The sequence below is a fragment of the Roseococcus sp. SYP-B2431 genome (assembly GCF_004336745.1).
Lineage (GTDB): Bacteria > Pseudomonadota > Alphaproteobacteria > Acetobacterales > Acetobacteraceae > Roseococcus.
Genome location: NZ_SJXD01000026.1, coordinates 134,756 through 159,552, shown reverse-complemented (window position 1 = coordinate 159,552; position 24,797 = coordinate 134,756). Strand labels below are relative to the sequence as shown.

Annotated in this window: 24 protein-coding genes and 1 pseudogene; 7 read left to right on the top strand and 18 right to left on the bottom strand. The window is 72.3% G+C overall.

All coding sequences use genetic code 11. From position 1 onward, the window contains the following. Window positions 1-16: 16 nt before the first annotated feature. Genes EJV46_RS15225 through EJV46_RS15215 form a run of 3 tightly spaced genes read right to left on the bottom strand, consistent with a single transcriptional unit; the run spans window position 17 to window position 2,548 of the window. Entirely contained in the window at window positions 17-802 is a 786-nt protein-coding gene (locus EJV46_RS15225; protein ID WP_131549544.1) for an enoyl-CoA hydratase/isomerase family protein, read from the bottom strand. Next, window positions 799-1,896 (bottom strand): acyl-CoA dehydrogenase family protein, encoded by a 1,098-nt coding sequence (locus EJV46_RS15220; protein WP_131549543.1) that lies wholly within the window; start codon window positions 1,894-1,896, stop codon window positions 799-801. The genes EJV46_RS15225 and EJV46_RS15220 overlap by 4 nt, the downstream gene beginning before the upstream one ends. A gap of 10 nt (window positions 1,897-1,906) precedes the next feature. Next, a complete protein-coding gene (locus EJV46_RS15215) occupies window positions 1,907-2,548 on the bottom strand; it encodes a 3-oxoacid CoA-transferase subunit B (protein ID WP_131549542.1) in 642 nt (213 codons plus the stop codon). 146 nt (window positions 2,549-2,694) lie between these two features. Between EJV46_RS15215 and EJV46_RS15210 the strand changes: the two genes are divergently transcribed. Beyond that, window positions 2,695-3,129 (top strand): hypothetical protein, encoded by a 435-nt coding sequence (locus EJV46_RS15210; protein WP_131549541.1) that lies wholly within the window; start codon window positions 2,695-2,697, stop codon window positions 3,127-3,129. Between the two features lie 90 nt (window positions 3,130-3,219). Beyond that, window positions 3,220-4,098: pseudogene (dapA, locus tag EJV46_RS15205) on the top strand (4-hydroxy-tetrahydrodipicolinate synthase). Between the two features lie 60 nt (window positions 4,099-4,158). On the opposite strand, the gene EJV46_RS15200 reads toward dapA, so the two are convergent. The 5 genes from EJV46_RS15200 to EJV46_RS15180 form a co-directional block, all read right to left on the bottom strand. Next, window positions 4,159-4,842 (bottom strand): 3-oxoacid CoA-transferase subunit A, encoded by a 684-nt coding sequence (locus tag EJV46_RS15200; protein ID WP_131549540.1) that lies wholly within the window; start codon window positions 4,840-4,842, stop codon window positions 4,159-4,161. 145 nt (window positions 4,843-4,987) lie between these two features. Continuing rightward, complete coding sequence (locus tag EJV46_RS15195) at window positions 4,988-5,800, bottom strand: isocitrate lyase/phosphoenolpyruvate mutase family protein (RefSeq protein WP_131549539.1); 813 nt, start codon at window positions 5,798-5,800, stop codon at window positions 4,988-4,990. A gap of 88 nt (window positions 5,801-5,888) precedes the next feature. Then, complete coding sequence (gene der / locus EJV46_RS15190) at window positions 5,889-7,223, bottom strand: ribosome biogenesis GTPase Der (protein ID WP_240782579.1); 1,335 nt, start codon at window positions 7,221-7,223, stop codon at window positions 5,889-5,891. 77 nt (window positions 7,224-7,300) lie between these two features. Further along, window positions 7,301-8,665: a PQQ-binding-like beta-propeller repeat protein gene (locus EJV46_RS15185; RefSeq protein ID WP_131549537.1), complete on the bottom strand. Its 1,365-nt coding sequence runs from the start codon at window positions 8,663-8,665 to the stop codon at window positions 7,301-7,303. Next, a complete protein-coding gene (locus EJV46_RS15180) occupies window positions 8,665-9,315 on the bottom strand; it encodes a tetratricopeptide repeat protein (RefSeq protein ID WP_131549536.1) in 651 nt (216 codons plus the stop codon). Before EJV46_RS15180 ends, EJV46_RS15185 begins: the two co-directional genes overlap by 1 nt. Before the next feature lie 72 nt (window positions 9,316-9,387). On the opposite strand from EJV46_RS15180, the gene EJV46_RS15175 reads away from it, so the two are divergent. Next, window positions 9,388-9,789 (top strand): hypothetical protein, encoded by a 402-nt coding sequence (locus EJV46_RS15175; RefSeq protein WP_131549535.1) that lies wholly within the window; start codon window positions 9,388-9,390, stop codon window positions 9,787-9,789. Here EJV46_RS15175 and EJV46_RS15170 read toward each other — a convergent pair. The 3 genes from EJV46_RS15170 to EJV46_RS15160 are packed head-to-tail and all read right to left on the bottom strand — an operon-like array spanning window position 9,737 to window position 12,266. Further along, window positions 9,737-10,492, bottom strand: a complete 756-nt coding sequence (locus EJV46_RS15170) for a 5-formyltetrahydrofolate cyclo-ligase (protein ID WP_131549534.1) — start codon at window positions 10,490-10,492, stop codon at window positions 9,737-9,739. The two genes, EJV46_RS15175 and EJV46_RS15170, sit on opposite strands and share 53 nt — an antisense overlap. Continuing rightward, complete coding sequence (locus tag EJV46_RS15165) at window positions 10,489-10,953, bottom strand: group III truncated hemoglobin (RefSeq protein WP_240782578.1); 465 nt, start codon at window positions 10,951-10,953, stop codon at window positions 10,489-10,491. Before EJV46_RS15165 ends, EJV46_RS15170 begins: the two co-directional genes overlap by 4 nt. Beyond that, entirely contained in the window at window positions 10,950-12,266 is a 1,317-nt protein-coding gene (locus EJV46_RS15160) for a dihydroorotase (protein WP_131549533.1), read from the bottom strand. The genes EJV46_RS15165 and EJV46_RS15160 overlap by 4 nt, the downstream gene beginning before the upstream one ends. A gap of 187 nt (window positions 12,267-12,453) precedes the next feature. On the opposite strand from EJV46_RS15160, the gene EJV46_RS15155 reads away from it, so the two are divergent. Together EJV46_RS15155 and EJV46_RS15150 are read left to right on the top strand one after the other, a co-directional pair. Then, the gene (locus EJV46_RS15155; protein ID WP_131549532.1) at window positions 12,454-13,203 is read left to right on the top strand and encodes an ABC transporter ATP-binding protein; all 750 of its coding nucleotides are present in this window, start codon (window positions 12,454-12,456) and stop codon (window positions 13,201-13,203) included. Then, window positions 13,200-14,000 carry an ABC transporter permease gene (locus tag EJV46_RS15150; protein WP_131549531.1) on the top strand — a complete coding sequence of 267 codons (801 nt, stop codon included), beginning with the start codon at window positions 13,200-13,202 and terminating at the stop codon, window positions 13,998-14,000. The genes EJV46_RS15155 and EJV46_RS15150 overlap by 4 nt, the downstream gene beginning before the upstream one ends. A gap of 14 nt (window positions 14,001-14,014) precedes the next feature. On the opposite strand, the gene EJV46_RS15145 is transcribed toward EJV46_RS15150, so the two are convergent. From EJV46_RS15145 to EJV46_RS15120, 6 genes are all read right to left on the bottom strand, one after another. Further along, window positions 14,015-14,839, bottom strand: a complete 825-nt coding sequence (locus EJV46_RS15145; RefSeq protein WP_131549530.1) for a hypothetical protein — start codon at window positions 14,837-14,839, stop codon at window positions 14,015-14,017. Between the two features lie 85 nt (window positions 14,840-14,924). Continuing rightward, entirely contained in the window at window positions 14,925-16,676 is a 1,752-nt protein-coding gene (gene asnB, locus EJV46_RS15140; RefSeq protein WP_131549529.1) for an asparagine synthase (glutamine-hydrolyzing), read from the bottom strand. Window positions 16,677-16,795: 119 nt separating this feature from the next. Continuing rightward, window positions 16,796-17,821, bottom strand: a complete 1,026-nt coding sequence (locus EJV46_RS15135; RefSeq protein ID WP_206020830.1) for a glycosyltransferase — start codon at window positions 17,819-17,821, stop codon at window positions 16,796-16,798. Next, window positions 17,818-18,774, bottom strand: a complete 957-nt coding sequence (locus tag EJV46_RS15130; protein ID WP_165585562.1) for a glycosyltransferase — start codon at window positions 18,772-18,774, stop codon at window positions 17,818-17,820. The genes EJV46_RS15135 and EJV46_RS15130 overlap by 4 nt, the downstream gene beginning before the upstream one ends. Before the next feature lie 10 nt (window positions 18,775-18,784). Then, the gene (locus EJV46_RS15125; protein WP_131549527.1) at window positions 18,785-19,549 is read right to left on the bottom strand and encodes a glycosyltransferase family 2 protein; all 765 of its coding nucleotides are present in this window, start codon (window positions 19,547-19,549) and stop codon (window positions 18,785-18,787) included. Then, window positions 19,546-20,466: a glycosyltransferase family 9 protein gene (locus EJV46_RS15120; RefSeq protein ID WP_370323088.1), complete on the bottom strand. Its 921-nt coding sequence runs from the start codon at window positions 20,464-20,466 to the stop codon at window positions 19,546-19,548. Before EJV46_RS15120 ends, EJV46_RS15125 begins: the two co-directional genes overlap by 4 nt. 54 nt (window positions 20,467-20,520) lie before the next feature. Here EJV46_RS15120 and EJV46_RS15115 point away from each other — a divergent pair, with 54 nt between their 5' ends. Both EJV46_RS15115 and EJV46_RS15110 read left to right on the top strand, forming a co-directional pair. Continuing rightward, the gene (locus EJV46_RS15115) at window positions 20,521-21,330 is read left to right on the top strand and encodes a folate-binding protein YgfZ (RefSeq protein ID WP_131549526.1); all 810 of its coding nucleotides are present in this window, start codon (window positions 20,521-20,523) and stop codon (window positions 21,328-21,330) included. A gap of 79 nt (window positions 21,331-21,409) precedes the next feature. Further along, the gene (locus tag EJV46_RS15110; RefSeq protein WP_131549525.1) at window positions 21,410-22,117 is read left to right on the top strand and encodes a hypothetical protein; all 708 of its coding nucleotides are present in this window, start codon (window positions 21,410-21,412) and stop codon (window positions 22,115-22,117) included. 6 nt (window positions 22,118-22,123) lie between these two features. Here the strand turns inward: EJV46_RS15110 and ppdK are convergent, their stop codons facing one another. Beyond that, window positions 22,124-24,796 (bottom strand): pyruvate, phosphate dikinase, encoded by a 2,673-nt coding sequence (gene ppdK, locus EJV46_RS15105; protein WP_131549524.1) that lies wholly within the window; start codon window positions 24,794-24,796, stop codon window positions 22,124-22,126. Window position 24,797 lies beyond the last annotated feature (1 nt).

The window sequence follows — 24,797 nt, the reverse complement described above, 5'->3', positions numbered from 1 at the left end:
GACGATGCCCCCCGGTTCACTTCCCCGTGAAGGCCGGCTTGCGCTTGCCCAGGAAGGCCTCGCGCCCCTCCTTGTGGTCCTGCGTCACGAAGAGCGTCGCCTGGAAATCGGCCTCGCGCGCCAGCGCCTTGTCGAGATCCTCGGCGAACCACTGCCGCGTGAAGGCGATGGGCAGCGGCGCGGATTCGGCCAGCGCCTGCGCCTTCTCCATCGCGACCTCGAGCGCCCGGCCCGGTGGCACCACGTAGTCGACGAGACCGATCTCCTTGCCCTCCGTGCCGAGATACTGGGTGTGGTGCAGCAGCATGTCGCGCGCGCGGCCGACGCCGATGCGGGCCGGCAGCGTCGCCGGCATGCCCATGTCCGCCATCAGGCCGATCTTGTGGAAGCCCGCCATGAAGCGCGCATTCTCTGCCGCGACCACCGTGTCGCAGAGCAGCATCAGCGAGAGGCCCGCGCCCACTGCCCAACCCTCGACGGCGGCCACGATCGGCAGGTTGCTGCGCGCCATGATGCGCACGAGGCGGTGCGTGCGGCGCATGCGCTCGCGCCCGTCATAGGGGTTCTCAATGTTCATCCCGGAGATGTCGCCGCCGGCGCTGAACACCCCGCCCGCGCCGGTGAGCACGAGGCAGCGGATGCTCCGGTCCGTGTTGGCGCGCTCGATCGCCTCCTCCAGCTCCTGCCGCAGCGGAACGGCCAGCGCGTTGCGGCGCGCGGGATAGTCGATGGTGAGCACGAGGACGGCGCCGTGCCGCTCCTCGGCGATGCGCATGACGGGCGCTTCGGTCACGTCGTTCATTCCTCGGTCTCCGGCGCCAGGGCCATGAAGCGCTTGCGGTGCAGCGCGGCGCCGCCGAGGGCAGGGGCCTGGACCATGGCGCGGCGCATGTAGAGGCCGGCATCGTAGTCGTCGGTGTAGCCGATGCCGCCATGCAGCTGCACGCAGGCCTGGGCGACGAGCATGGACGCCTCGCTGGCGCGCGCCTTGGCGCGGCTCACGATCGCCTTGGCCGCATCGCCGGACACCCCGTCATCCAGCGCGGCGGCCGCCTGCTCGACGGCCGCGCGGGTGAGCGCCACCTGCATCTTCGCATCCGCCGCCTTGTGCTGCAGCGACTGGAAGGTGCCGATGATCCTGCCGAACTGCTGCCGCGTGCGGAGATAGTCCAGCGTCATCGCGAAGCTCGCCTCCATGCCGCCGAGCAGCGACGCCGCGGTGGCGAGCGCCGCGCGGTCCAGCGCCTCGGCGAGCGCGGCCTTCACGTCGTCGGCGATGTGCGTCCCGGGACCGTGGCCGGTCCAGGGCTTCGGCACGATCGTGCCGAGATGGCCGCCATCCTGCGTGGATTCGGCCGTGATCTCGACCTGGTCGCGCGTCAGCACGTGCAGCATCACGCGGGCGCCGTCAGCGACGGGCCAGAGGATGTGCGTCGCGCCCGCGGCCATCGGCACGAAGCCGCGCGCGCCATCCGGCGTCTCGGCCAGGGCCAGCGTGTTCGCGCGGTCCTGCCAGGCGGTGAGCACCACGGCCTCGCCGGCGAGGAGCTGGCCCAGCAGCTCCGTGGCGCCGGCCGCGGCCAACAGGTCGGCCGAGAGGGCGCAGCCGATCAGCGGCTCGGGCGCGAGCGAGCGGCCGATCTCCTCGGCCAGCGCGACCATCTCGCCCATGCCGAGGCCGGTTCCGCCGGCATCCTCGGAAACGGCGAGGCCGATCCAGCCCGCCTCGCCCATCTGCCGCAGCAGGGCGGGGTCGAAGCCCGGCTCGGTGAAGCGCAGCCTGCGCACGCGCGCCATCTCCGCGCCCAGCAGGCCGCGCGCGGAATCGCGGATCATCTCGATGCTCTCGGCGCGGTCGCCCGCGAAGGGCGCGACGCCGGCGGCCGAAGCGCTCATGCCCCCGCCCTCACGACTGCGTGTGGAGCTTGGCGGCGCTCTTTGCCTGAAGCTCCTCCAGGCTGATCCTGTCCGCGATGTCGCGCACGACGAAGCCGAGGCCCTGCACCACGTCCAGCACGGCGAGGTTGGTGTAGACGCGGCTGACATTGCCCAGCGCCGTCAGCGGATAGCCGCACTTCTCCACGATCTTCGGGCGGCCGTCCTTGGTCGTGTGGTCCATCACGACCCAGAGGCGCTTGGCGCCGGCGCCGAGGTCCATCGCGCCGCCGACGGCGGGGGCCGTGTCGTTCTCGCTGGTCGCCCAGTTGGCGAGGTCGCCATTCTCCGCGACCTCGAAGCCGCCCAGCACGCAGAGGTCGATATGCCCGCCGCGGATCATCGCGAAGCTGTCGGCATGGTGGCAGAAGGAGCCGCCGGCGCGCAGCGTGACGAACTGCTTGCCGGCATTGATGAGCCAGGGCGTTTCCTTGCCCTTTTCCGGCGCCGGGCCCATGCCCAGCACGCCGTTCTCCGACTGGAAGAGGACCTCGCGCTCCAGCGGCACTTCGTTGGCGATGAGCGTCGGCATGCCGATGCCCAGATTGACCACCCAGCCCTCCGGAATATCGGCGGCGGCCTTCGCGGCCATGTCGGTGCGGCTGTAGGGCATTGGATGGTCCTCCTGAGGCCGTCGAAGCTAAGCCCGCGGCGCGCGGAGGTCCAGCGTGGGGCTTATGCGCGCCTTACGGGGCGGGACCGCGAACCGCATCGCGCCGCGACGCCCGCCAGGCGCAGCTTTCCGGCATGGAGAGGACCATGCCAGACCCTGACCGACCTGCCCGTTTCAACCCCACGGGCGACCTGCTCGACCTCGCCGAGGCGCGCCCCGGGGACCGCCTGCTGCTCGTGCATGGCGGACCGGAGCTGCTCTGCTCCGCGCTGCGCCATGGCTGCCGCTCCGCGGTCAGCCTGGCCGCGCCGCCACGCCATCCCGAGCCCGCCGACCTCGTGATCGCGGAGGGCGTCGCGAGCCAGGCCGAGGCCGTCGCGGTGGCCGAGAGCGCCCGCCGCGCCCTGGGCCGCGGCGGGAGGCTCGCCCTGACGCTGCGGGGCGCCGCCGCCCAGGCCGCGCGCCGCCTAGTCCGCAGCCTGCACGAATACGGCTTCTCCCGCGTGCGGCGCCGCGCCGGCCTGGACGGCGTGGTGCTGCTGCTCTGCCGCCAAGGGGCGGACCGGGGAGCGGTCCGATGAGCGGCGCCGGTTCGTTCGACGCGCTGCGCGGCGCCATCCCCGCGCTCGTGACGCCCTTCGGGGGCGGATACGCTGGACCTCGACCTGCACGTGCTCGCGCGTCTCGCCGACCGTGCCGTGCTGCGCGGCGCCGGCGGCCTCGTGGTCTGCGGCACGACAGGCGAGGCGCCCGCAATGCGGCCCGAGGAACAGGCGCGCGCGGTGCATGCCGTCGTCGAGGCGGTGGCCGGCCGTGTGCCGGTGATTGCCGGCATCGGCGCGCCCTGCACGGAGGCCGCCGTGGCCCTGGCCGAGGCGGCGGGCCATGCCGGCGCCGCCGGCCTGCTGATCTCGGCGCCGCCCTATGTGCGGCCGGGTCAGGAGGGGCTGCGCGCGCATGTCCGCGCCGTGGCCGCGCGAAGTGGCCTGCCGGTGATGCTCTATGACGTGCCTTCGCGGGCGGGCGTCGCCTTCAGTGACGAGACCGTCGCCCGGCTCTGGGAGGAGGGCGCGATCGCCGCGATCAAGGACGCGACGTCGGACCTCTCGCGGCCCGCGCGGCTGCGCCGGCTCTGCGGGGCGTAGTTCCCGCAATTCTCCGGCGACGACGGGACGGCCGCGGCGCATCTGGCCATGGGGGGCGAGGGCTGCATCTCGGTGACGGCCAATGTCACGCCCGCCCTCTGCGCCGCCATCGACAGCGCATGGCGGGCGGGCGACCTGCACCGCTTCGCCGAGCTGCGCGACCTGCTGGCACCGCTGCACGAGGCGCTTTTCGCCGAGACCAACCCGGTGCCGGTGAAGGCCGCGCTGCAGCTGCTGAGCCTCTGCCCGGCCGTGCCGCGGCTGCCTCTGACCAAGGCCGGCGAGGCGACGCTCGCGCGACTGGCGCGCGCGATGGCGGAGATCACGCCGCGGGAGGAGACGCGGGCCCGGGCCATGGCGCGCTCGCGCGAGTTGGCGCTGCACTGGCGGCGACCGGCGGCGTAGACGGCTGCCGAGGCGAGGGAGCGCATCCGCGGGAGGGCGAGCCCTCCCGCGCCGCCGGCATCACGGCGCCCAGGGCGCCCCGCGATCCACCCGCACCACGCGATTCACGTAGATGCCCGGCGTGGCGATTGCCTCGGGATCGAGTTCGCCGAGCTCCACGATGTGCTGCGTCTGGCAGATGGTCAGCTCCGCCGCCGTCGCCATCACGGGATTGAAGTTCCGGCCGGACTGATTGTAGACGAGATTGCCCCAGCGATCGGCCTTCCAGGCCTCGATCAGCGCGACATCGGCCTTCAGCCAGCGCTCCATCACGTATTTGCGGCCCTCGAACTCGCGCTCCTCCTTGCCCTTGGCGAGCAGCGTCCCGTGCGAGGTCGCGGTGAAGAAGGCGGGGATGCCGGCGCCGGCGGCGCGCATGCGCTCGGCCATGGTGCCCTGGGGCACGATCTCCAGCTCGATCTTGCCCTCGCGGTACAGCTCCTCGAAGACCACGCTGCCGGCGCTGCGCGGGAAGGAGCAGATGATCTTGCGGACGCGGCCAAGCTCCATCAGCCGGGCCAGGCCGACATGCCCCGTGCCGGCATTGTTCGCGACGCAGGTGAGGTCCTTCGCGCCCTGCTCGATCAGCGCCTCGATCAGCTCGTCCGGCTGGCCGGCGCTGCCGAAGCCGCCGATGAGCACCGTGGACCCGTCCTTCACGCCGGACAGGGCGTCGACCAGCGAGTCGACGATCTTGTTGATCATGTAGAGTTCCGCCCCCGAGTGCCGGCATCGCGGCGCACGGCGCGCCGCCCTTCTTCGCGGCGGATACTGCGGCGTCGGGCCGCAATCTCCAAGGGGGGCATCTGGGCGGTCGGTCGGGCGACCCTTCGACATTGCGCCGGCGATGTCAGCCGCGCGTCGGCAGGAGCTCCGTCACCTCGGCGCTGGTGGGCGCCCCGCCCATGATGTCGAAGTCGCCCGCCCTGAGGCGCCGCGCCGCGCCCACCATCGCGCCCATCGCCTGGCGATAGAGCGAGCCGCCGAGCGACACGCGGCGCACGCCGGCCGCCGCCAGCACCGCAAGCGGCACCGGGCCGCTGCGCGGGCCGAAGACCACGTTCACGGGCTTGGGCGCCACCGCCTTCACCACGGCCTCGATGGCCGCCATGTCGGGCAGGCCGGGCGCGTAGAGCACGTCGGCGCCGACCTCGGCGAAGGCCTGGAGGCGGCGGATGGTGTCGTCCAGGTCCGGGCGGCCGTTGAGGAAGTTGTCCGTCCGCCCGGTCAGGACGATCCTGCCGCGCGCGGCCTTTGCCGCCGCCTTCACGCGGGCCACGGCCGCGTCGAAGCCGTGGATCGGATCGGCCGGATTGGCCGTGGTGTCCTCGATGCCCAGGCCCGCGAGGCCAGCGGCGATGGAGGCCTCGACGGTCCGCACGCAGTCTTCCGGCGAGGGGCCGAAACCGTCCTCCAGGTCGCCGTTCACGGGCAGGCCGGTGAGGCGGTGGATCATCGCCGCGTTCTCGATCGAGACCTCGCGGCTCAGCAGCGCACGCCCGTCCGGCACGCCCAAGGCGAAGGCGATGCCGAGCGAGGTGGAGCCCAGTGCCGCGAAGCCCTCGCGCGCCAGGAGCACCGCCGATGCGCCATCCCATGGGTTGGGCATGACGAAGCAACCCTTCTGGTGCAGGTCGCGGAACGTTTCATAGGCGGCGCTCATGCGGCTTTCCTCCCTTGGGAGGCATGAGCCTAGACGGCTGCGGGCGCCGGACCGTTCGGCGTTTTCCGAAGCTCAGCCCTGCTTGGCCCTATTCGCCTTCCTCGGCATAGGGATTTTCCGTCCCGCGCAGCTGCAGCCGGATCGGCACGCCGGGCATGTCGAACTCTTCCCGGAAGCCGTTGAGCAGGTAGCGCTGGTATTCCTGCGGCAGCTGCTCGGCGCGCGTGCCGAAGATCGTGATGGTGGGCGGCCGCGCCTTGGGCATGGTGGCGTAGCGCAGCTTGAGGCGCCGGCCCTCGACCAGCGGCAGCTGATGCTTCTCCAACATATGCGCGAACCAGCGGTTCAGCGCGCCCGTGCCGATGCGGCGGTTCCACCGCTCATGCGTGCGGCGGACGGCGGGCATCAGCTTGTCCACGCCCGCGCCGGTCGCGGCCGAGATGGTCACGACCTCGATGCCGCGCAGCTGGTTCAGCGAGGTTTCCAGTGTGTCGGAGATGCGCTGGCGGGCAGCGGCGTGGTCCTCGACCGCGTCCCACTTGTTCAGCGCGATCACCACCGCGCGGCCCTCGCGCTCGGCGAGGCGGGCGATGCGGATATCCTGCTCCTCCAGCCCCAGCAGGGCGTCGAGCACCAGGATCACCACCTCCGCCTCGCGCAGCGCGCCGATGGAGGAGGCGACGCTCATCTCCTCCAGCCGATGCGTGATGCGCGCGCGCTTGCGCATGCCCGCGGTGTCCACGATGCGGATCGGCCCATGCTCGTCCTGCCACTGGCTGGCGATGGCGTCGCGCGTGAGGCCGGGCTCGGGGCCCGTGATCATGCGCTCCTCCCCCAGCAGAGTGTTCAGGAGCGTGGATTTTCCGGCGTTCGGCCGGCCGAGGATGGCCAGGCGCAGCAGCTTGGCGTCGCCCTCCTCCTCGATTTCGGGCTCGAGCTCGGGAAGGTGCTCGGCGATGGCCTCCATCAGCCCCGCGATGCCCTCGTTGTGCTCGGCGGAGACGGCGATGGGATCGCCGAGGCCGAGCTCATAGGCCTCCATGGCATTGGCAGCGCCGCCGCGTCCCTCGGCCTTGTTGGCGACGAGGATCACCGGCCGGCGCGCCCGGCGCAGCCAGTTGGCGAAGGCCCGGTCGGAGGCGGTGATGCCGGTGCGGGCATCCACCACGAAGACGGCGACGTCGGCCTGATCGAGCGCCGCCTCGGAGCTCGCCCGCATGCGGCCGTACAGCGTCTCGGGCGCGGCCTCTTCCAGCCCGGCGGTGTCGACCAGCAGGATGTCGCGGCCGCCCATCTGGGTCTCGGCCTCCTTGCGGTCGCGGGTCACGCCGGGCGTGTCGTCCACGATCGCGAGGCGCCGCCCCACGAGCCGGTTGAAGAGGGAGGATTTGCCCACGTTCGGCCGGCCCAGAATGGCGACCACCGGAAGGCTGTCGGAGTCCTTGCGCGGCCGATTCAGACCGTCGCGCCCGCCGGCGCTCCGATCATCGGACGCGGCCATTATCCTACACCGCGAAGGGCGACGACCGAGCCGCCGTCCGTCATCAGGTACACGCTGTTGTTGGCCACCACCGGCTGCAGCGTCGCGCCGTCGGGCAGGCGCAGGCGCTGGAGGGTCTCGCCCGATCCGGCATCCACCTCGATGAGCTGGCGGTTGCTGGACGAGAGCAGCAGGCGGCCGCCGGCCACCACCGGCGGGCCCCAGACGATCGGGCGGCGGCGGCGCGCCTCGTCCTCGAAGCTGGGCAGTTCGGAGATCCAGCGGACACGGCCGTTGTCGCGCTCCATCGCCATCAGCCGGTTGCCGCGGGTGAGGGCGAAGAACCAGTCGCCCGCGAGCGCCGGCGTCAGCGATCCGCCGACCTCCCGCTCCCAGACGCGGCGGCCGGAGCGCAGGTCGAGGCTGGTCGCCGCGCCCGCCATGCCGATGGCGAAGACCCGGCCGCGGTCGATGACCGGGAGCGCCGAGATGGCGCCGATATCGGCGATGGAGACGCCGCCCCGCGTGGTGCCGAGGCTCTCGCTCCAGAGCACGCGGCCGTCGGCGACGTTGAGCGCCACGATCTCGCCCGAGGCGAAGCCTGCCACGGCCACGTCGCCCTCGACGGCCGGGCTCGGCAGGCCGAGCGGCAGCGCCTGCACGGGCGAGGCGCGAAAGACCCAGGCGCGGGCGCCATTCTCGGTCGAGAGCGCGACGAGATGATTCTCGACGGTCGGCACCAGGATCTTGCTGCCGGCGATGGAAAGGCCGCCGCGGGCGGGCACGCCGATCGGCGCGCGCCACTTGATCTCGCCCGAGCCGGGATCGAGCGCCAGCACCTCGGCCAGGCCGGTGGCCACGTAGAGCACGCCGTCCGAATAGGCGATGGCGCCGCCCAGCGCGCCGTCGCGGTCGCGGCGGGGTCGGGTGTCGGTCTGCCAGCGACGCCCACCGCGGGCGACGTCGAGGCAGGTCACCCAGCCCAGCGCGTCGATGGCGAAGACCGCGTCGCCCACCACGAGCGGGGAGGCGGTGAGGCGCCGGCGATAGGCGTTGCCCGAGCCGATGGAGGTGCGCCAGACCTCGCCGATCGGGCGCGGCAGCGAGAGGTGGCCGGGCGCATGGCCCGCCGCGCCGCCGGCCGTCGGCCATTCGAGGTTGAGCGTGGGCGGCGGCAGCGTGAAGGCGCGGGCGGCCGCGGCCTGGTCGGCCGCGACCTCGCGCTCGGTGGAGAGCACGGGGCGGCGCTCGCCGGGCAGCGGGACCTTGGTGGTGCCGAGGAAGTCGTCCGCCCAGTCGCGGGCGGTTTCGCAGCCGGCGAGAAGGGCGGCGCCGCCCAGCAGGGCCGTGCGGCGACCCAGAAGTCGTTTCGTCGAATCCGGCATCAGCTTCCCAGTCCCTGGAGCAGGCGGCCGGCGCGGTCGCGCAGCCCCTGCGGAGTCGCTCCATCCGTCGTGATCGCCTGGAGGGTGGTCCGCGCCTGCTCGGTGTTGCCGGCCTTGAGGGCGGCGAGCGCCTGGACCTCCTGCGCCGAGGCGCGCCAGGGGGCGCCGGGCACGGCGAGGGGGGCGAGGCGGGCCTGGATCGCGGCCGCATCGCCCGAATCGAGCGCGCGCAGGCCCCACATCACGGTCGCGAGATCGCGGTAGAGCGGGTCGGCATCGGCATCGCGCGAAAGGGCGTCATAGGCGGCGAGCGCCTGCTCCGTCTGGCCGGTCTCGGCCAGGAGGGCGGCGGCGCGCAGGCGGGCGAGCGCGCGGTAGCCGGAGGGCGCGTCGGGCGCCATGGCGGTGAAGCGGTCGGCGACGGCCTTGAGGTCGGCGCCCTCCGCGGCGGCGTCGCGGGTTGCGGCCAGGAAGGATTCCGCGGCCTTGCCGGCCTCGCGCCGCTCATGCCAGCGCCAGGCCTCCCAGCCGCCCACGCCGGCGATGGCCAGCAGCACGACCCCGGTGATGAGGCCGCCATAGCGCTGCGCGAGCCTGCGCGCGCGCTCGGCGCGCATCTCCTCGTCAACCTCGTCGATCAGATCGGACAATACGGGTGCCTCAGCTTCGGGAGCAGGGGTATAGCGGCCCCTTTGCACGGCGTTAAGGCTTGCGGGCGCTTCATGGCGGTTGTGCGGCACCCGATCCCCCTCTCCCTGCCCCGATGGCCCCTGCTCCTGCTTCCCATCCTGGGAGGCTGCGACGGCCCGGCCCTGGTCGCGACGGCGGGGGTAAACGTGGCGTCGCTGACCCTGGTGGGGCGGACGGTGCCGGACATCCTGGTCTCGGGGGTGACGGGGCGGGACTGCTCGATCGTCCGGCTGGACCGGGGGATGTCCTATTGCGCGGCGCCGGCGCCGGCGCCCGGCCCGTCGCCCTATTGCACGCGCAGCCGGGGCAGCGTGGATTGCTGGGTCACCCGGCCGGGGACTATCCCGATGGTGCAGGGGGTGGTGGACGGGCCGGCGAGCCTCACCCCGGCGCAGGAGGCGGAGCGGGCGGCGCGGTGGCCGGGGCTGTGGTGACGCCCCGCTCGGTAACGCCCCGCTCGGTAACGCCCCGCTCGGTGACGCCCTGCTCGGTGACGATCGCGTCCATCGGAATGTCGTGCGGCTGGGGGAAGATCGTGGGGATGGCCGCGCGCGAGGTGCCGACGCCGAGGACCAGGGGTTTCTTCGTCATCGCAGCCAGGGTCCGGTCGAAGAAGCCGCCGCCATAGCCGAGCCGGTAGGCGCCGGGATCGAAGCCCACCACGGGCGCGATCACGATGTCGGGCACGACCTCCGCGCCTTCGGCCGGGATGGGGATGTTCCAGATGCCGCGCGCGAGGGGCGCCCCGGGCCGCCACTCCCGGAAGACGAGGGGACGGGCCTTCTCCACCACCACGGGCAGGGCGCAGCGGCCGCCGCGGGCGTGGACCCGCTCCAGCCAGGAGCGCAGGTCCGGCTCGCCGCGGAAGGGCCAATAGGCGCTGACGATGCGGCCGGCGACCTCGCCGATCACCGAATCCAGCCCGCCGGCGATGCGTGCCGTCTCCTGCCGGCGGGTTTCGGGATCGACCGCGAGGCGCTGCGCGATCAGCCGCTCCCGCTCGGCCTTCCGCCAGCGCGCCACGTCGCGGCGCTGCTCGGCATCGGGCTCGGGCGCATAGCCGAGATAGTCTGGATCGACCTCGTGCAGGAAGCAGGCGGGCGAGGCGTAGTCGCGGAATTCCGGCGGCTTGCTCACCGCTCCGGCTCCCGGCGGAACCGCTCGTCCTTGCCGAGCAGCACGCCCTGGCCCGCGGCGATGCCCATCTCCAGGCTCTGCGCGATGCGGCGGGCGCGGTCGACGAAATGCTCGGCCGCGGCCGGCGGGCAGGTCTCGCGCGCCGTTTCCCCGAAGAGCGCCAGCCAGCGGTCGAAATGCGCGGCGTCGATGGGGAGCGGCAGATGCAGCTCCATGGGATTGCCGCGATACGCCCCCGACATCAGCGCGACCGAGGACCAGAAGGCGAAGATGCGCTGCAGATGCGGCTCCCAGTCGGTGATCCTCGCATTGAAGACCGGCCCGATCAGGGTGTCCTCGCGCACCTTGGCGTAGAAGCGGCGCGTGAGGTCCTCGATCATCGCGGCATCGATGCCGGTGCGCGCGACGATCTCGGCGGTGGCCCTTGCGCGTCGCTCGGCGGCGTCGCGCGCCTCGCTCACCGGAAGGCGACCGGCTTGCCGATCGGGGCGCCCAGCACCTCGTCGTCGCGCATCGCCACATGGCCGCGGAGGATGGTTCCCACCGGCCAGCCCTGGCAGCGATAGCCGTCGAAAGGCGTCCAGCCGCACGGGCTGGCGATCCAGTCGTTGGTGATCTCGCGGGCCTTCTTCATGTCCACCAGCGTGAAGTCGGCGTCGTAGCCGACGGAGAGGCGGCCCTTGTTCACCGCGCCGTAGATCCGCGCGGGCCCGGCGCACATCAGGTCCGCCAGGCGCACGAGGCTGAGGCGGCCGGCGCTCACATGGTCCAGCATGACGGGGACGATGGTCTGCACGCCGGTCAGGCCGGCGGCGGTGTTGGGCCAGGGGCGCTCCTTGGCCGCGCGGGAATGGGGCGCGTGGTCGCTGCCCACCACGTCGACCGTGCCGTTCCGCACGGCGGCCCAGGCGGCCTCGAGATGGCGCTGCTCGCGGATCGGCGGGTTCATGACCGCATAGCCGCCGAGGCGGTCATAGGCCTCGTCCGTCTGGGTGAGGTGGTTCATCAGCACCTCGACCGAGCAGATGTCCTTGAAGCCGCCGAGGTATTCCAGCTCCTCGGCCGTCGAGACGTGCAGGATATGCGCCGGGCGGCCGGTCTTGCGGGCGATGGCCATCAGCCGCTTCGTGCCCAGCATGGCGCATTCCACGTCGCGCCAGACCATGTGGTTGCGGTGCGGCATGCCCTCGGTGAAGAGCGGCTTGCGCTCCTGCAGGCGGTACTCGTCCTCGGAGTGATAGCAGATGCGCCGGCGGCCGGAGCGCATCACGGCCTCCAGCGTCGCGTCGTCCTCTATCAGCAGGTCGCCCGTGGAGGAGCCGGCGAAGACCTTCACCGCGCAGACATTGTCCTCGGTCTCCAGCTCGGCGAGCTCGGCGATGTTCTTCTTGGAGGCGCCGACATAGAGGCCGATGTCGCACCAGGAGTGCTCGGCCACATAGGCGCGCTTCCAGGCCAGCTGCGCCGAATCCGTGATGGAGGGCGCGGTGTTCGGCATGTCGAAGACCGTTGTGAGGCCGCCGAGGATCGCGGCCCTGGTGCCGGTCTCAATGGTCTCGACATTGGGATCGCCCGGCTCGCGCAGGTGGACGTGGGCATCGATGAGCCCGGGCAGCACGTGGAGATGCGTGCAGTCGATGACCTGCGTCGCCTCGGACTTGCCCAGCGCGCCCATGGCGGCGATGCGGCCGTCGCGCACGCCGATGTCAAGCGGCTCGATGCCCCAGGGCAGGACGGCCTGGCCGCCGCGCAGGATGAGATCGAAATGGGGCATCGGGGGAAGAACTCCGCAGGTCGGGAAACGGCCGCAATCTGACGGGTCCGGCGGGGCGCGCAAGAGCGGCCCGTTGAGATCGGGCATAAGGATATGTCGATGAACGGTGGCAGCGTCGCGCAGCCTTACGGAACTGCTCGGCCTTGATGGGGGTGACGGGGCCCGCCATCGGCCGCATATCCCCGCCATGTCCCAGGCGCTGATCGTCGAGAACCTCGTGAAATCCTATACGGCCGGCCGCGCCCCCGCTGTGGACGGGCTGAGCTTCGCCATGCCCATGGGCGCGACCTATGGGCTGCTGGGCGGCAACGGCGCCGGCAAGACGACCACCATCGCCATGCTGCTGGGCCTGCTGGTGCCGAGTTCCGGGCGCATCGCGGCACTAGGGCACGACATGGCGAAGGACCGTTTCGCCGCGCTGGCGCGGATGAACTTCTCGTCTCCCTACATCGCCTTGCCGCACCGGCTTTCGGTCGCGGAAAACCTGCGCGTCTACGGCCATCTTTACAATGTGCGGAACGCCGAGGCGCGCATCGCCGAGCTGGCGCGCGACCTCCAGCTGGAAGACCTGCTGGACCGCCCCGCCGGCCAGCTCTCGGCGGGGCAGAAGACGCGCGTGGCCCTGGCCAAGGCGCTCATCAACCGGCCCGAGCTGCTGCTCCTCGACGAGCCCACGGCCAGCCTCGACCCCGACACGGGCGACTGGGTCCGCACCTGGCTGGAGCGCTACCGGGCGCAAACCGGCTGCGCCATCCTCCTCGCCAGCCACAACATGGCCGAGGTGGAGCGGCTCTGCGACCACGTGCTCATGCTCAAGCAGGGCCGCGTGGTGGACGAGGGCAGCCCGGCGGAGCTGGTCGAGCGCTTCGGCCGCGGCGACCTGGAGGAGGTCTTCCTGGACATCGCGCGGGGCACGCGCGCGGAGGCCGCGCAGTGAACGGCTCTCTCCGCCGGGTCTGGGGCCTGGTCTACCGCCACCTCGCGCTCTACCGCCGCTCGCTGCCGCGGCTGATCGAGCTCATGTACTGGCCCATCCTCCAGATGGTCGTATGGGGCTTCATCACCGCCTATCTGGCGGGCGTGCAGGACAATCTGGGCTCCGTCGCGGCCGGCGTGCTGCTGGGCGGGGTGCTGCTCTGGGAGGGTGCGCTGCGGAGCCAGATGGGCTTCTCCGTCTCCTTCCTGGAGGAGATCTGGTCGCGCAACCTCGGCCACATCTTCGTCTCGCCGCTGCGGCCGGGCGAGCTGGTGGCAGGCCTCGCGGCCATGGCCGTGCTGCGCACGATGATCGGCGTGATCCCGGCCATGCTGCTCGCCTGGTTCCTCTATTCCTTCAACATCTTCGCCCTCGGCCCGCTGCTGGTCGCCTTCTTCGCGGCGCTGATCATCATGGGTTGGGCCGTCGCCCTGGGCGTGACGGCGCTGATCCTGCGCTATGGCGCGGGGGCGGAGACGCTGGCCTGGTCGGTGCTCTTCGGCATCACGCCCTTCGCGGCGGTCTTCTATCCGGTAAGCATCCTGCCGGCCTGGCTGCAGCCCGTCGCGCTGGCGCTGCCGGCGGCGCACATCTTCGAGGGGATGCGCGCGGCGCTGACCCAGGGCGAGATCGCCTGGGGCCATCTGGGCGCGGCCTATCTGCTGGACGCCGCCTGGATCGCCGCCATGGGCTGGGTCTTCATGAGCCAGTTCCAGGCCGCGCGGGTGAAGGGCGCATTGCTGAACATCGGCGAGTAGCCTGGAGGGGCAGGTCAGGGGCCGGCCAGCCGGCCCGTGGCCGCCAGGAAGGCGAGGATGCGGTCCACGGCCACGAGCGTCATTCCCGCATCCGGCCGGGCCAGCACGCGCGGCCCTTCGGGCGCGGCCGGATGCACGGCGCGCAGCGCGGCGCCCGGCACCACCAGATGCGTGGCGTCCCAGGCATAGGTCGCCCCGGCCAGCACGAGCTGCCTCGGCCGCGCCATGGGGGAGAGGGCTGCCAAGAACGCGGCGCAGGACTCGGGCGGATTGGCCGGGTCGGCATCGCCATGCAGCAGCAGCACGGCCGCTCCCTGGGTGGCGGGCGTGGCGCGGCGGGCCGTCTCGGCCAGCGCCGGGTCGCAGCCTGGGTACAGCAGGGCGAGCGCAAGGATCGGCGTCCCCGCCGCCCATTCGCGCAGGACGACCCGGGCCCCAGCTCCCAGAGCGACGGCTGCCAGCCGGGCCAGGTCCAGCCGGCGATCCGCGGCGAGCGCTTCCCTGACATCGGGCAGCAGCCTGCGCGGCGTATCGCTCTCCGCGTAGGATTCGGCGACGGCGAAGCCGTTCTCCAGCAGCCGCAGGGCATAGGTGTCGGTCCGCGGGCCGGGGCCGCCGGTATCGGCGACCAGCACGACGAGCGGAAAGCCGCGGGGCGGCGCGGTGCGACGCGGCACCGACAGCATCAGGACGCGCGGCGATCCGCCTTCCGGCAGCGCGACCAGCTCCATCGTCGCGGCAGCCGCCGGCTGGGCGCGGGCGGGTGCCGCATGGAGCGGCACGGCGATCGCGAGGGCGGCAAGGCACAGCCAGGCTGAGGACGAACTCGTCGGCGGCATCGCGGCCCTTCGATCGAAGCGCCGGAATGGTAGGTTTCAGTGCCCGCGGCCTAAAGCGAAATAGAAGGCGCAGTAAGGAATTCCGTCATGCCAGGAATTCGAAGACGTCGCCTTCGGCGCGGCGCCCCTCGACATGGCGGCGATGCCAGATCGCATAGAACAGCAGATGCCAGGCCGCGTTCCCCAGCCGCCTCTCGGCCGCATGGCGGAAGAGCTGCTCGACCTTTCCGGGCAGGCACAGCTCGGCGATGCCCGGCTGCCGCGCCACCAGCGGACCGAGCCTGTCGGCGCGCCGCGCGATCCAGGCGCCGATCGGGACCGTGAAGCCCTGCTTCGGACGATGCGGCTCGGAGGCCGGAAAATGCCGCGCCAGCCATTCGCGCAGCAGCCATTTCCCGGTGTTCTTCCGCACCTTCAACGCGTCCGGCAGGCGGAAGGCCGCTGCCGCCACGCCCGGATCCAGGAAGGGCGTGCGGCCCTCGACGCCATGCGCCATGAGGCAGCGGTCGAGCTTGGTCAGCAGGTCGTTGGGCAGCCAGTCGGCGACATCCACGGCCTGGGCGGCCTGCAGGCGCGTGCGCCCGCCGGTCGCGGCCTCGGTCTCGGCGGCGGCGATCCCGTCGCGCCAGGACCGTGGCTGGCTGCGCAGCACCTCCAGCCGGTCGAAGGCTCCACGGGCGCGCATGGCGCGGCCCCAGAGCCACCAGGGCCGCATCGCCGCGCGGTAACGGCCATAGCCGCCGAAGATCTCGTCGCCGCCCTCGCCGGCCAGCACGACCTTCACGTCCTGCCGGGCGCGGCGGGCGAGGAACCAGGTGGGGATGATGGCGTAGTCGGCCGCCGGGTCGTCCATGGCGCCGACGATCTCGGGGAGGTGCTTCCAGACCATCTCCTCGGTGACCTGCACCTCGACGTGCTGCGCGCCGGCGGCCGCGGCGGCCTGGCGGGCGGCCGCGCGCTCGTCGGCGGCGCCCTTCACGTCGAAGCCGGCGGTGAAGGCCATGACCGGCGTGTCGTTGAGGCGGGCCATCATGGCGAGGATCGCGGCCGAATCCGTGCCGCCCGAGAGGAAGAGCCCGTAGGGCACGTCGCTGCGCTGGTGCAGCAGGACGCTCTCTTCCAGCGCCGCGTCGAGCCGGGCCAGGGCGGCTTCCTCGGAAATGGTCTCGGGCGGGCCCTCGGGCAGGGCGGCGCGGCGGTGGCGCTCGACGATCCGGCCGTCGGCGATGCAGAGGCTCTCGCCCGGCAGCACGCGGTTGATGCCCTCGAAGATGGTCTCGGCGCCGGTGGTGAATTGCAGCTGCAGCAGCTCGTCGCGCTCCTCGGGCCGGATCCGTGGCTGGACCAGGCCGGCGGCGATCAGCGCCTGCGGCTCCGAGGCGAAGGCGATGCCGGCCGCCGTCTCGGCGATGTAGAGCGGCTTGATGCCGAAGGGGTCGCGCGCCAGCACGAGGCGGCGGGTGGCGCGGTCGTGCAGGGCGATGGCGTACATGCCGCGCAGCCCGTCCACGAAGCGCAGCCCGTCGCGGCGATAGAGGTGCAGCGGCGGCTCGCAGTCGGACTGGGTGGCGCAGACGAGCTGGTTCCGCTCGCGCAGCTCCCGGTAGTTGTAGATTTCGCCGTTCGCGACGAGGGCGGCGCCTCCGGCGAAGAGCGGCTGGTCGCCCGTCACGAGGTCGATGATGGACAGGCGCGTGTGCGCGAGCGCCACGCCGCCCGCCATGTGATGCCCGGCGCCGTCCGGCCCGCGATGGGCCAGGGCGGTCGTCATCGCCTCCAGTGCCGCGGCGGGCAGGGAAGCGCCCGGGCGCAGGGCGAGGCCGGCGAGACCGCACATCGTCTAGAGCCTTTTCCGTTCGCAAGTGCTCACTGCAAAGCCTCTAGCTCGTCGATGTGAGGGCATGACTCAGGCTTCCGGTGATTGCCCCTGCAGCGACCATGCTCCAGGGACGACCTTCATCGCTGCACCTTGTGCAGGAAATCGCGCCACTGCGCGAGGACGGGGGCCTCGGCGAAGGATTTCTCGAATTCCTTCCGGCCGTTACAGGCCAGCCGCGCGGCATCCTGCGGATCGGCCAGGGCGGCCCGGATGGCATCCGCCAGCGCCTCGGCCGATTCGGCGGGGACCAGCAGTCCGGTCTCTCCGGGGTCGATGAGTTCGCCCGGCCCCTGGGCCGCCGCCGCGACGACCGGCCGGGAGGCGGACCAGGCCTCCAGCACGATATTGCCCAGCGGCTCGTGGCGCGAGGAGCAGACGAAGAGGTCGCAGGCCGCCAGCAGCGCGCCGGCGTCCTCGCGCCAGCCGAGGAGATGGACGCGCTCCGCCACGCCGCAGTCCCGGGCGAGGGCGGTCAGCGCCTCGCGCTCTGGGCCTTCGCCGCCGATGCAGAGCGTCGCGCCGGGGAGGAGCGTGAGGGCGCGGATCGCGAGGTCGAAGCCCTTGTTGCGGTGGAGGCGGCCCATGGCGAGCAGGCGCGGGCCTTCGCCGGGCAGCGCGGCCGGCGCGACGCCGGCGAAGTCCGCGGCGAAGTTGGGCAGGTAGTGGGCGTTCGCCGCCGGGCAGCCCTGGGCGACGATCCAGTCGCGCAGGTCGCGCGTGTTGCCGACCAGGTGGTCGCAGCTTTGGTAGTATCTGAGGTCGTAATAGCCGCCGAGGCGGCCGACCGTGGGCCAGGGCGTCGGCTCCGGGCCAGGGGGCGTCTTGCTGGCGGCGCGGTTCATCCAGGCCATGACGACGCCCGGCTGGAACTTCTTCAACAGCAGGCCGAGGCGCGGGCGGGTGACGATGTCGATCGGTCCGCCGAAGCGGAGCTCCACCGGGCTCAGCCCGCCGGCCGCCAGCCGTGCGGCGCGCTCCGGATCGCGGCGGATGATCGGCAGCACCTCGTCGCCCGCGCCGTGCAGGGCGAGGGTCAGGCGCTCGTAGAAGGCCTCGGCGCCGCCATGCCTGGCGCCGGCCATGATATTGGCGAGGCGGATCATGCCAGAGCCTCGAAGCGGGCGGCGATGTCCCCCCAGCCGGGGCCGGGGCCTCGCGCCAGGGCGGCGCGGTGCATGGCGAGCCAGGCCGCGTCGTCGGTGAGCACGCGGCGCGCGGCCTCGATGAAGGCGTCGGGCCCGCGGGCCACGATCCCGGTCACGCCGTCCTGGATGCGCTCGGCCACGGCGCCGCGGTTCATCACCACGCAGGGCAGGCCAGCGGCCTGGGCCTCAGCCAGCGCCAGGCAGAAGGTTTCGCCTTCGTCGCCGAGGTAGAGCATGCAGCGGGCCTCCAGGAGTCGTTCGCGCAGCTCCGCGCGAGGGACCGGGGAAAGGATGCGGGCGCCATTCGCCGCGGCGCGCCCCAGGATGGGCGCGGCCCGCTCAGCAAGGCGCGCATGGCCGCCATAGGTCGCGGCGCCGGAATAGGCGTGCAGCGCGCCCACGCCGATGCGGGGCCAGAGGGCGGCCAGCTCGTCCAGCCCGCGCGTCGGGTTCGAGGTGAAGACCGCGACCGGGGCGGGCGGCGACCGCTCGGCCACGGGCTCGTCAAAGGGGGGAGCCACGGCGAGGGGGATCTGCACGCGCCGGCCCGGCAGCCAGCCCGGCAGCGTCCCGGCGTGATGAGGGCCGAGCGTCACCAGAGCCGGCCGCGCGCGCAGCAGCGGCCAGGCGTGGCGGGGCTTGCGAAGGTAGCGCGCCGGATTGTGCAGCCAGAGCACGCGCCGGCCCTTCGGGAGCTCCGCGAAGAGGCGCGGCACGCGCGTGGCGATGACGAGGTCGGCGTGATCGGGGAGGGGCGCCGCCTCGCCCTCGAAATGCAGGTGCAACTCGTGTCCCCGCGCGGAAAACGCCCTCGCCAGCAGCGCCACCGCCGTCTCGACCCCGCCGAGCGGCCGTTGGCCGATGGCATCGGCCTCGATGCGCGGGCCCTCATTGGCGAGGACGATTCTCAATGGCTGGGCCTCAAGGCCGGTGCCGCTCCGGCTCCAGCCGGGCCTTGAGATGCGAGAGCAGGGGGAAGAGCCCCGCGCAAAGCGCGATCAGCAGGCCCCAGCCGCCCTCCTTGTAGCCCTTCCGCCCGATCAGGCATTTGAAGGTCCGCGAGACGAAGCGGCGCAGATTGTTGCCCAGCGTGCCGATGTCGCCGGCCTCCAGCAGGTCCGCCGCCTTGGCGCTGCTGTAGCGGTCGAGCCGGCGCAGCATGTCGGAGATGTCGCGGTCCACCTCGTGACGTATGCCGTGGGCGGTGATCCGCGCGCCCTCGCTGCCGGTCCAGTCCAGGCCCGGATGCACGCGCTGGGCCCGCCAGTGCTTGGCGCCCTTGCGGAAGAGGATGGGCTTCAGGGTCGTGCCGAAGCTGCCGCCCCAGCCGTGCAGGATCAGCCGCTCGCCCACATAGTTGTCGATGCGGATGCGGTGGAAGGCGTCGGCGCTGGTCTCGATGGTCTGGCGGATCGCGGCGCCGAGCTCGGGCGGGACGCGCTCGTCGGCGTCGATCTCGAGGATCCAGTCGCCGGTGCAGGCGGCGATGCCGGCGTTGCGGCGGTCGCCTTCCAGGGTCCATTCGCCCTGCAGCACGCGGGCACCCGCCCCACGGGCGATCGCCGCGCTCGAATCCGTGCTGCGGTCGAGCACGACCACGACCTCGTCCGCGAAGCCGAGGCCGGCGAGGCAGGCAGGCAGGCGGGCCTCCTCGTTGCGGGCGACGACGAGGGCGGAGAGCTTCATGCGGGCACCGGGGCAAGCAGGCGCGTCGCGGCCTCGACCACGGCTTCCACCTCCAACCGGTCCATCGGCGTGACGGCGGGCCGGCCATCGGCCAGCACGGAAGCGGCGCGGGCGCCGACGGGGCCGTATTCGCTGGCCGGGGTCGGGCCGAAGAGGCCGAGCGTGGGCACGCCGGTCGCGGCGGCGATGTGCATCAGGCCCGAATCATTGCCGACATAGAGCGCGGCCCGCGACAGCACGGCCGCCACCTCGGGCAGCGACAGCCGGCCCACGAGATCGACGGCTCCGGGCAGGGCCGCCAGGACCGGCTCGGCCATGCGCCGCTCCTGCGCGCCGGGCCCGCCCAGGATCGCGACATGGGCCCCGGGCAGCAGGCCGCGCGGGCCGGTCAGGCGCTGAACCAGCTCGACGAAGCGCTCCGCCGGCCAAGTCTTCACGTGCCAATTGGCCGTGGGGCCGAGGATGAGGCAGGGGCCATGGGGCAGTGCCGCCCCGGCGCGCGCCGCGTCCCCGGCATCGAACCAAACGACCGGGCGCGGGGCGGGCGAGACGCCCAGCGCCTCGGCGAGGTACTGGATGCGATGCCCCGGCCGCCGGCCGCCGCGCATCACGGCGCGGCTCCGCGTCCACAGCAGCCAGGCCATGGCCGAGCCGCGCAGGTCCACCACCAGGTCCCAGCGGCGGAAGGCGACCTTCCACCAGAGCTCCGGCCAGTGCAGCGACCAGCGCTTCTTGGTCAGGGGAATGATGCGCTCCAGCCCGGGCATGCGGGCGAAGATCCCCTCGGCCACGATGCCGCAGGCAATGGTGATGCGGGCCTCCGGATGCCGCCGCAGCAGGTGGTCGAGCAGGCCGGTCGAGAGCACGGCATCGCCGATCCGCGTCGAGGTGATGAACAGGATGCGCACCGCGCCCATCTAGCAGAAAGCGTCCTGGTTGAACCCCCTGTTGGAACTGCCACATTCCAGTCCATGCCAGTAGCGACGCTCTCCGACCGTGCCGTCCTGGAAGTCACCAGCGAGGACCGGCTGGCCTTCCTCCAGGGCCTGATCTCCAACGACGTGACGGCGATCCCGGAGGGGGAGGCGCTCTGGGCGGCCCTGCTGACGCCGCAAGGCAAGTGGCTGGCCGACTTCTTCCTGCTGCCCCGGGCCGACCGGCTGCTGATGGATGCCGAGGCCGCGCAGGCCGAGATGGTCATGGCCCGGCTGCTGCGGTTCAGGCTGCGCTCCAAGGTCGCGATGGCGCGGCTGGAGGGGTTTTCCGTGCAGGCGGGATGGGGAGAGCCGGTGCCCGCCGGCGCGGTGGCCGACCCGCGGCTGGCCGGGGCGGGGTGGCGGCTCGTCACCGACGCGCCACTGCCGGCGACGGCCTCGGCGGCGAATTACGACCTTCACCGCCTGTCCCTGGGCTTGCCCGACGGCAGCCGGGATCTGCAGGCCGAGCAGTCCATCCTGCTCGAGGCGGGGTTCGACGAGCTGCACGGCATCTCCTGGTCCAAGGGCTGCTACATGGGCCAGGAGCTGACGGCGCGGACCAAGTATCGCGGGCTGGTCAAGCGGCGGCTGGTGCCCGTCGAGGTCGAGGGGCCGCTGCCGGCCCGGGGCACGCCGGTGACGCGCGGGGGCGCGGAGGTCGGCGAGATGCGCTCGGGCCAGGGGGTGCGGGGGATGGCGCTGCTGCGGCTCGCGGCGCTGTCCGGCGAGCTGCGCTGCGGCGAGGCGGTGCTGCGGCCGCGGGTTCCGGCCTGGATGAAGCTGCCGGAATCGACGGAGGCGTGAGCGGCTTCACCGGCCGTTAACCTCCCCGCGGTAGTGTCGCGGCGTGGAACAGATTCGCGCCGCCGCCCAGGCTCTCCCCGTGCAACGCGTCCGCGCGGCTGTGACAGGCGGCGGATTCCAGCTCGCCATGGCCCGGGCCCGGGAGGGGACGGCACCGGCGCGGAGCGTGCCCCTCTCCGGCACCGCGACGGTGACGCGCGCCTGGGAGACCTGGCCCAACGGCGAGTTCCGCCAGCGCATCGCCCAGGCCGAGCGCAGCGCCGAGCAGGCGCAGCACGGCTACGGAATCCGCAACCCGCGATCCGGGGCGATGGGGCGCTATCAGCTCCTGCCCAACACGCTGCTCGACATCGGCTGGAAGGACGGTCAGGGGAACTGGACCGCCACAGCGCGGCAGGCCGGCGCGAGCAGCGATGCGGAGTTCCTGGCCAACCCCTCGGCGCAGGAGGCAGCCTTTTCCGCCTATCTCCGCCGGACGGAAACGCTGATCGACCGCAACGGAGCGCTGGCGCAGCGGGGAACGGTGATCCGCGGGGTGAACGGACAGGACATCATGCTGATCGAATCCGGCATGGTCGCGGCCGCGCATCGGCGCGGGGCGGGCTCGCTGGCGCGCTATATCGCGCACCGGACGAACACGCCGGAGGCGCCGGTCGCCGCGCGCGACCGGCGGGCCTTCGCGGCGGTCGCGCGCCGCCTGCAGGATTTCGGCGAGGTGGCCTATGCGAGCCTGCGCCCGGCGCCGCGCGCGGTCGCCGGGCTGGAGCCACGGTCCAGGGATTTGTAGTCCCGCTCAGGCCGTCCTGTCGATGCCGCCGCCCGAAAGCGCGGCCTGCGCCGCCGCCAGCCGCGCGACCGGCACGCGGTAGGGCGAGCAGGAGACGTAATCCAGGCCGACCGTCTCGCAGAACTGGATCGAGGACGGATCCCCGCCATGCTCGCCGCAGATGCCAAGCTTCAGCGCCGCCTTCACGCTGCGCCCCTTCTGCGCGCCGATCGACATCAGCGCGCCCACGCCATCGGGGTCGATGGAGACGAAGGGATCCTTCGGCAGGATGTTCTTCTCCACATAGGCCGGCAGGAACTTGCCGGCGTCGTCGCGCGAGAGGCCGAAGGTGGTCTGCGTCAGGTCGTTGGTGCCGAAGCTGAAGAAGTCGGCGCTCTCGGCGATGCTGTCGGCGGTCAGGCAGGCGCGCGGCAGCTCGATCATGGTGCCGACCAGGTATTCGATGGCCGTGCCCGTCTCCGCGAAGACCTCCTGGGCGATGCGGTCCACCTGGGCGCGGGTGATGTCGAGCTCGCGCTTCACCATCACGAGCGGGATCATGATCTCGGGCACGGGCGCGAGGCCGGTGTCCTTGGCGACGGCGACCGCTGCCTCGAAGATGGCGCGGGCCTGCATCTCGTAGATTTCGGGGAAGGTGACGCCGAGCCGGCAGCCGCGATGGCCGAGCATCGGGTTGGCCTCCGAGAGCTCCGAGGCGCGGCGCTGCATGGCCGTGGCCTCGACGCCGAGGCTGGCGGCGACCTCGGCGATTTCCTCCTCGGTGTGCGGGAGGAATTCGTGCAGCGGCGGGTCGAGCAGGCGGATGGTGACCGGCAGGCCGGCCATGATGCGGAAGAGCTCGGTGAAGTCGGCGCGCTGGAAGGGCAGCAGCCTGGCGAGCGCGGCGCGGCGACCCTCCTCGGTCTCCGACATGATCATCTGCCGGACGGCGCCGATGCGCTCGGGGTCGAAGAACATGTGCTCGGTGCGGCAGAGGCCGATGCCCTCGGCGCCGAACTTCCTCGCGGTCTCGGCATCGAGAGGGGTCTCGGCATTGGCGCGCACCTTCATGCGGCGGACCTTGTCGGCCCATTCCATGAGGGTGGCGAAATCGCCGGAAAGCTGGGGCTCGATCATCGCGACGGAGCCGAGGAAGATCTCGCCCGTCGCGCCGTCAAGCGTGATGGTGTCCCCCGCGCGCACGATGTTGCCGCCGGAGGAGAGCGCCTGCGAGGCATAGTCCACCGCCACGCCGCCGGCGCCGGCCACGCAGGGCCGGCCCATGCCGCGCGCCACCACCGCCGCGTGGCTGGTCATGCCGCCGCGCGTGGTGAGGATGCCGCGGGCGGCGTGCATGCCGTGGATGTCCTCGGGGCTCGTCTCGATACGGACCAGGATGACGCTCTCGCCCTTCTGCGCGCGCATCTCGGCCTCCTCGGAGTTGAAGACCACCACGCCGCAGGCCGCGCCCGGCGAGGCGGGCAGGCCCTTGCTCAGAAGCTTGCGCGGCGCCTTGGGGTCGAGCGTTGGGTGCAGGAGCTGGTCGAGCGAACCGGGGGCCACGCGCGTCACCGCCTCGGTCTCGTCGATCAGCCCCTCGCGGCACATATCCACCGCGATCCTGAGCGAGGCGGCCGCGGTGCGCTTCCCGTTGCGCGTCTGCAGCATGTAGAGGCGGTTCTGCTGGACCGTGAACTCGATGTCCTGCATGTCCTTGTAGTGCTTCTCGAGCACGGAGCGGACGCGGACGAGCTCCTGATAGGCGGCGGGCATCACCTCTTCCATCGGCCTCTCGCCGGGCTTGGCGCGCTCGGCGGCCATGGGCTGCGGCGTGCGGATGCCGGCCACGACATCCTCGCCCTGCGCGTTCACCAGATACTCGCCGTAGAAGATGTTCTCGCCCGTCGAGGGGTCGCGGGTGAAGCAGACGCCCGTGGCGCAATCTTCGCCCATATTGCCGAAGACCATGGCCTGCACGTTGACCGCGGTGCCCCAGCTCGCGGGGATGTCGTTCAGGCGGCGATAGGTATTGGCGCGGGCATTCATCCAGGAGCCGAAGACGGCGCCGATCGCGCCCCAGAGCTGGGCACGGGGATCCTGCGGGAAGGGCTCGCCAGTGGCGTCGGCCACGACGGTCTTGAAGCCCATGGCCACGTCCTGCCAGTCCGCGGCGGTGAGCTGGGTGTCCTCGGCGACGCCGCGGTCCAGCTTCACATCCTCGATGATCTCCTCGAAGCGGTGATGGTCCACGTCGAGCACCACCGAGCCGTACATCTGGATGAAGCGACGGTAGCTGTCCCAGGCGAAGCGCTCGTCGCCGCTGGCCTTGGCGAGGCCTTCCACCGTCTGGTCGTTGAGGCCGAGGTTCAGCACGGTGTCCATCATGCCCGGCATGGAGACGCGCGCGCCCGAGCGGACGGAAACGAGCAGCGGCTTCTCCGTGTCGCCGAATTTGAGGCCGACCGCCTCCTCGATGCGGGTCAGCGCGGCGGCGACGGCGTCATCGAGGTCGGCGGGGTACTGCTTCCCGTGGTCGTAGAAATAGGTGCAGACCTCGGTCGTGATGGTGAAGCCGGGCGGCACGGGCAGGCCGATCGCCGCCATCTCCGCGAGGTTCGCGCCCTTGCCGCCGAGCAGGTTCCGCATCCCGGCGCTGCCCTCGTTGTGGCCGGCGCCGAAGCTGTACACCCACTGTGTCATG

What these genes read in the sequence shown, in the direction of transcription:
- EJV46_RS15225 (WP_131549544.1), bottom strand. Translation starts at nt 802, where the DNA reads ATGAACGACGTGACCGAAGCGCCCGTCATGCGCATCGCCGAGGAGCGG.
- EJV46_RS15220 (WP_131549543.1), bottom strand. Translation starts at nt 1,896, where the DNA reads ATGAGCGCTTCGGCCGCCGGCGTCGCGCCCTTCGCGGGCGACCGCGCC.
- EJV46_RS15215 (WP_131549542.1), bottom strand. Translation starts at nt 2,548, where the DNA reads ATGCCCTACAGCCGCACCGACATGGCCGCGAAGGCCGCCGCCGATATT.
- EJV46_RS15210 (WP_131549541.1), top strand. Translation starts at nt 2,695, where the DNA reads ATGCCAGACCCTGACCGACCTGCCCGTTTCAACCCCACGGGCGACCTG.
- EJV46_RS15200 (WP_131549540.1), bottom strand. Translation starts at nt 4,842, where the DNA reads ATGATCAACAAGATCGTCGACTCGCTGGTCGACGCCCTGTCCGGCGTG.
- EJV46_RS15195 (WP_131549539.1), bottom strand. Translation starts at nt 5,800, where the DNA reads ATGAGCGCCGCCTATGAAACGTTCCGCGACCTGCACCAGAAGGGTTGC.
- EJV46_RS15185 (WP_131549537.1), bottom strand. Translation starts at nt 8,665, where the DNA reads ATGCCGGATTCGACGAAACGACTTCTGGGTCGCCGCACGGCCCTGCTG.
- EJV46_RS15175 (WP_131549535.1), top strand. Translation starts at nt 9,388, where the DNA reads ATGGCGGTTGTGCGGCACCCGATCCCCCTCTCCCTGCCCCGATGGCCC.
- EJV46_RS15160 (WP_131549533.1), bottom strand. Translation starts at nt 12,266, where the DNA reads ATGCCCCATTTCGATCTCATCCTGCGCGGCGGCCAGGCCGTCCTGCCC.
- EJV46_RS15155 (WP_131549532.1), top strand. Translation starts at nt 12,454, where the DNA reads ATGTCCCAGGCGCTGATCGTCGAGAACCTCGTGAAATCCTATACGGCC.
- EJV46_RS15145 (WP_131549530.1), bottom strand. Translation starts at nt 14,839, where the DNA reads ATGCCGCCGACGAGTTCGTCCTCAGCCTGGCTGTGCCTTGCCGCCCTC.
- asnB (WP_131549529.1), bottom strand. Translation starts at nt 16,676, where the DNA reads ATGTGCGGTCTCGCCGGCCTCGCCCTGCGCCCGGGCGCTTCCCTGCCC.
- EJV46_RS15135 (WP_206020830.1), bottom strand. Translation starts at nt 17,821, where the DNA reads ATGATCCGCCTCGCCAATATCATGGCCGGCGCCAGGCATGGCGGCGCC.
- EJV46_RS15125 (WP_131549527.1), bottom strand. Translation starts at nt 19,549, where the DNA reads ATGAAGCTCTCCGCCCTCGTCGTCGCCCGCAACGAGGAGGCCCGCCTG.
- EJV46_RS15120 (WP_370323088.1), bottom strand. Translation starts at nt 20,466, where the DNA reads ATGGGCGCGGTGCGCATCCTGTTCATCACCTCGACGCGGATCGGCGAT.
- EJV46_RS15115 (WP_131549526.1), top strand. Translation starts at nt 20,521, where the DNA reads ATGCCAGTAGCGACGCTCTCCGACCGTGCCGTCCTGGAAGTCACCAGC.
- ppdK (WP_131549524.1), bottom strand. Translation starts at nt 24,796, where the DNA reads ATGACACAGTGGGTGTACAGCTTCGGCGCCGGCCACAACGAGGGCAGC.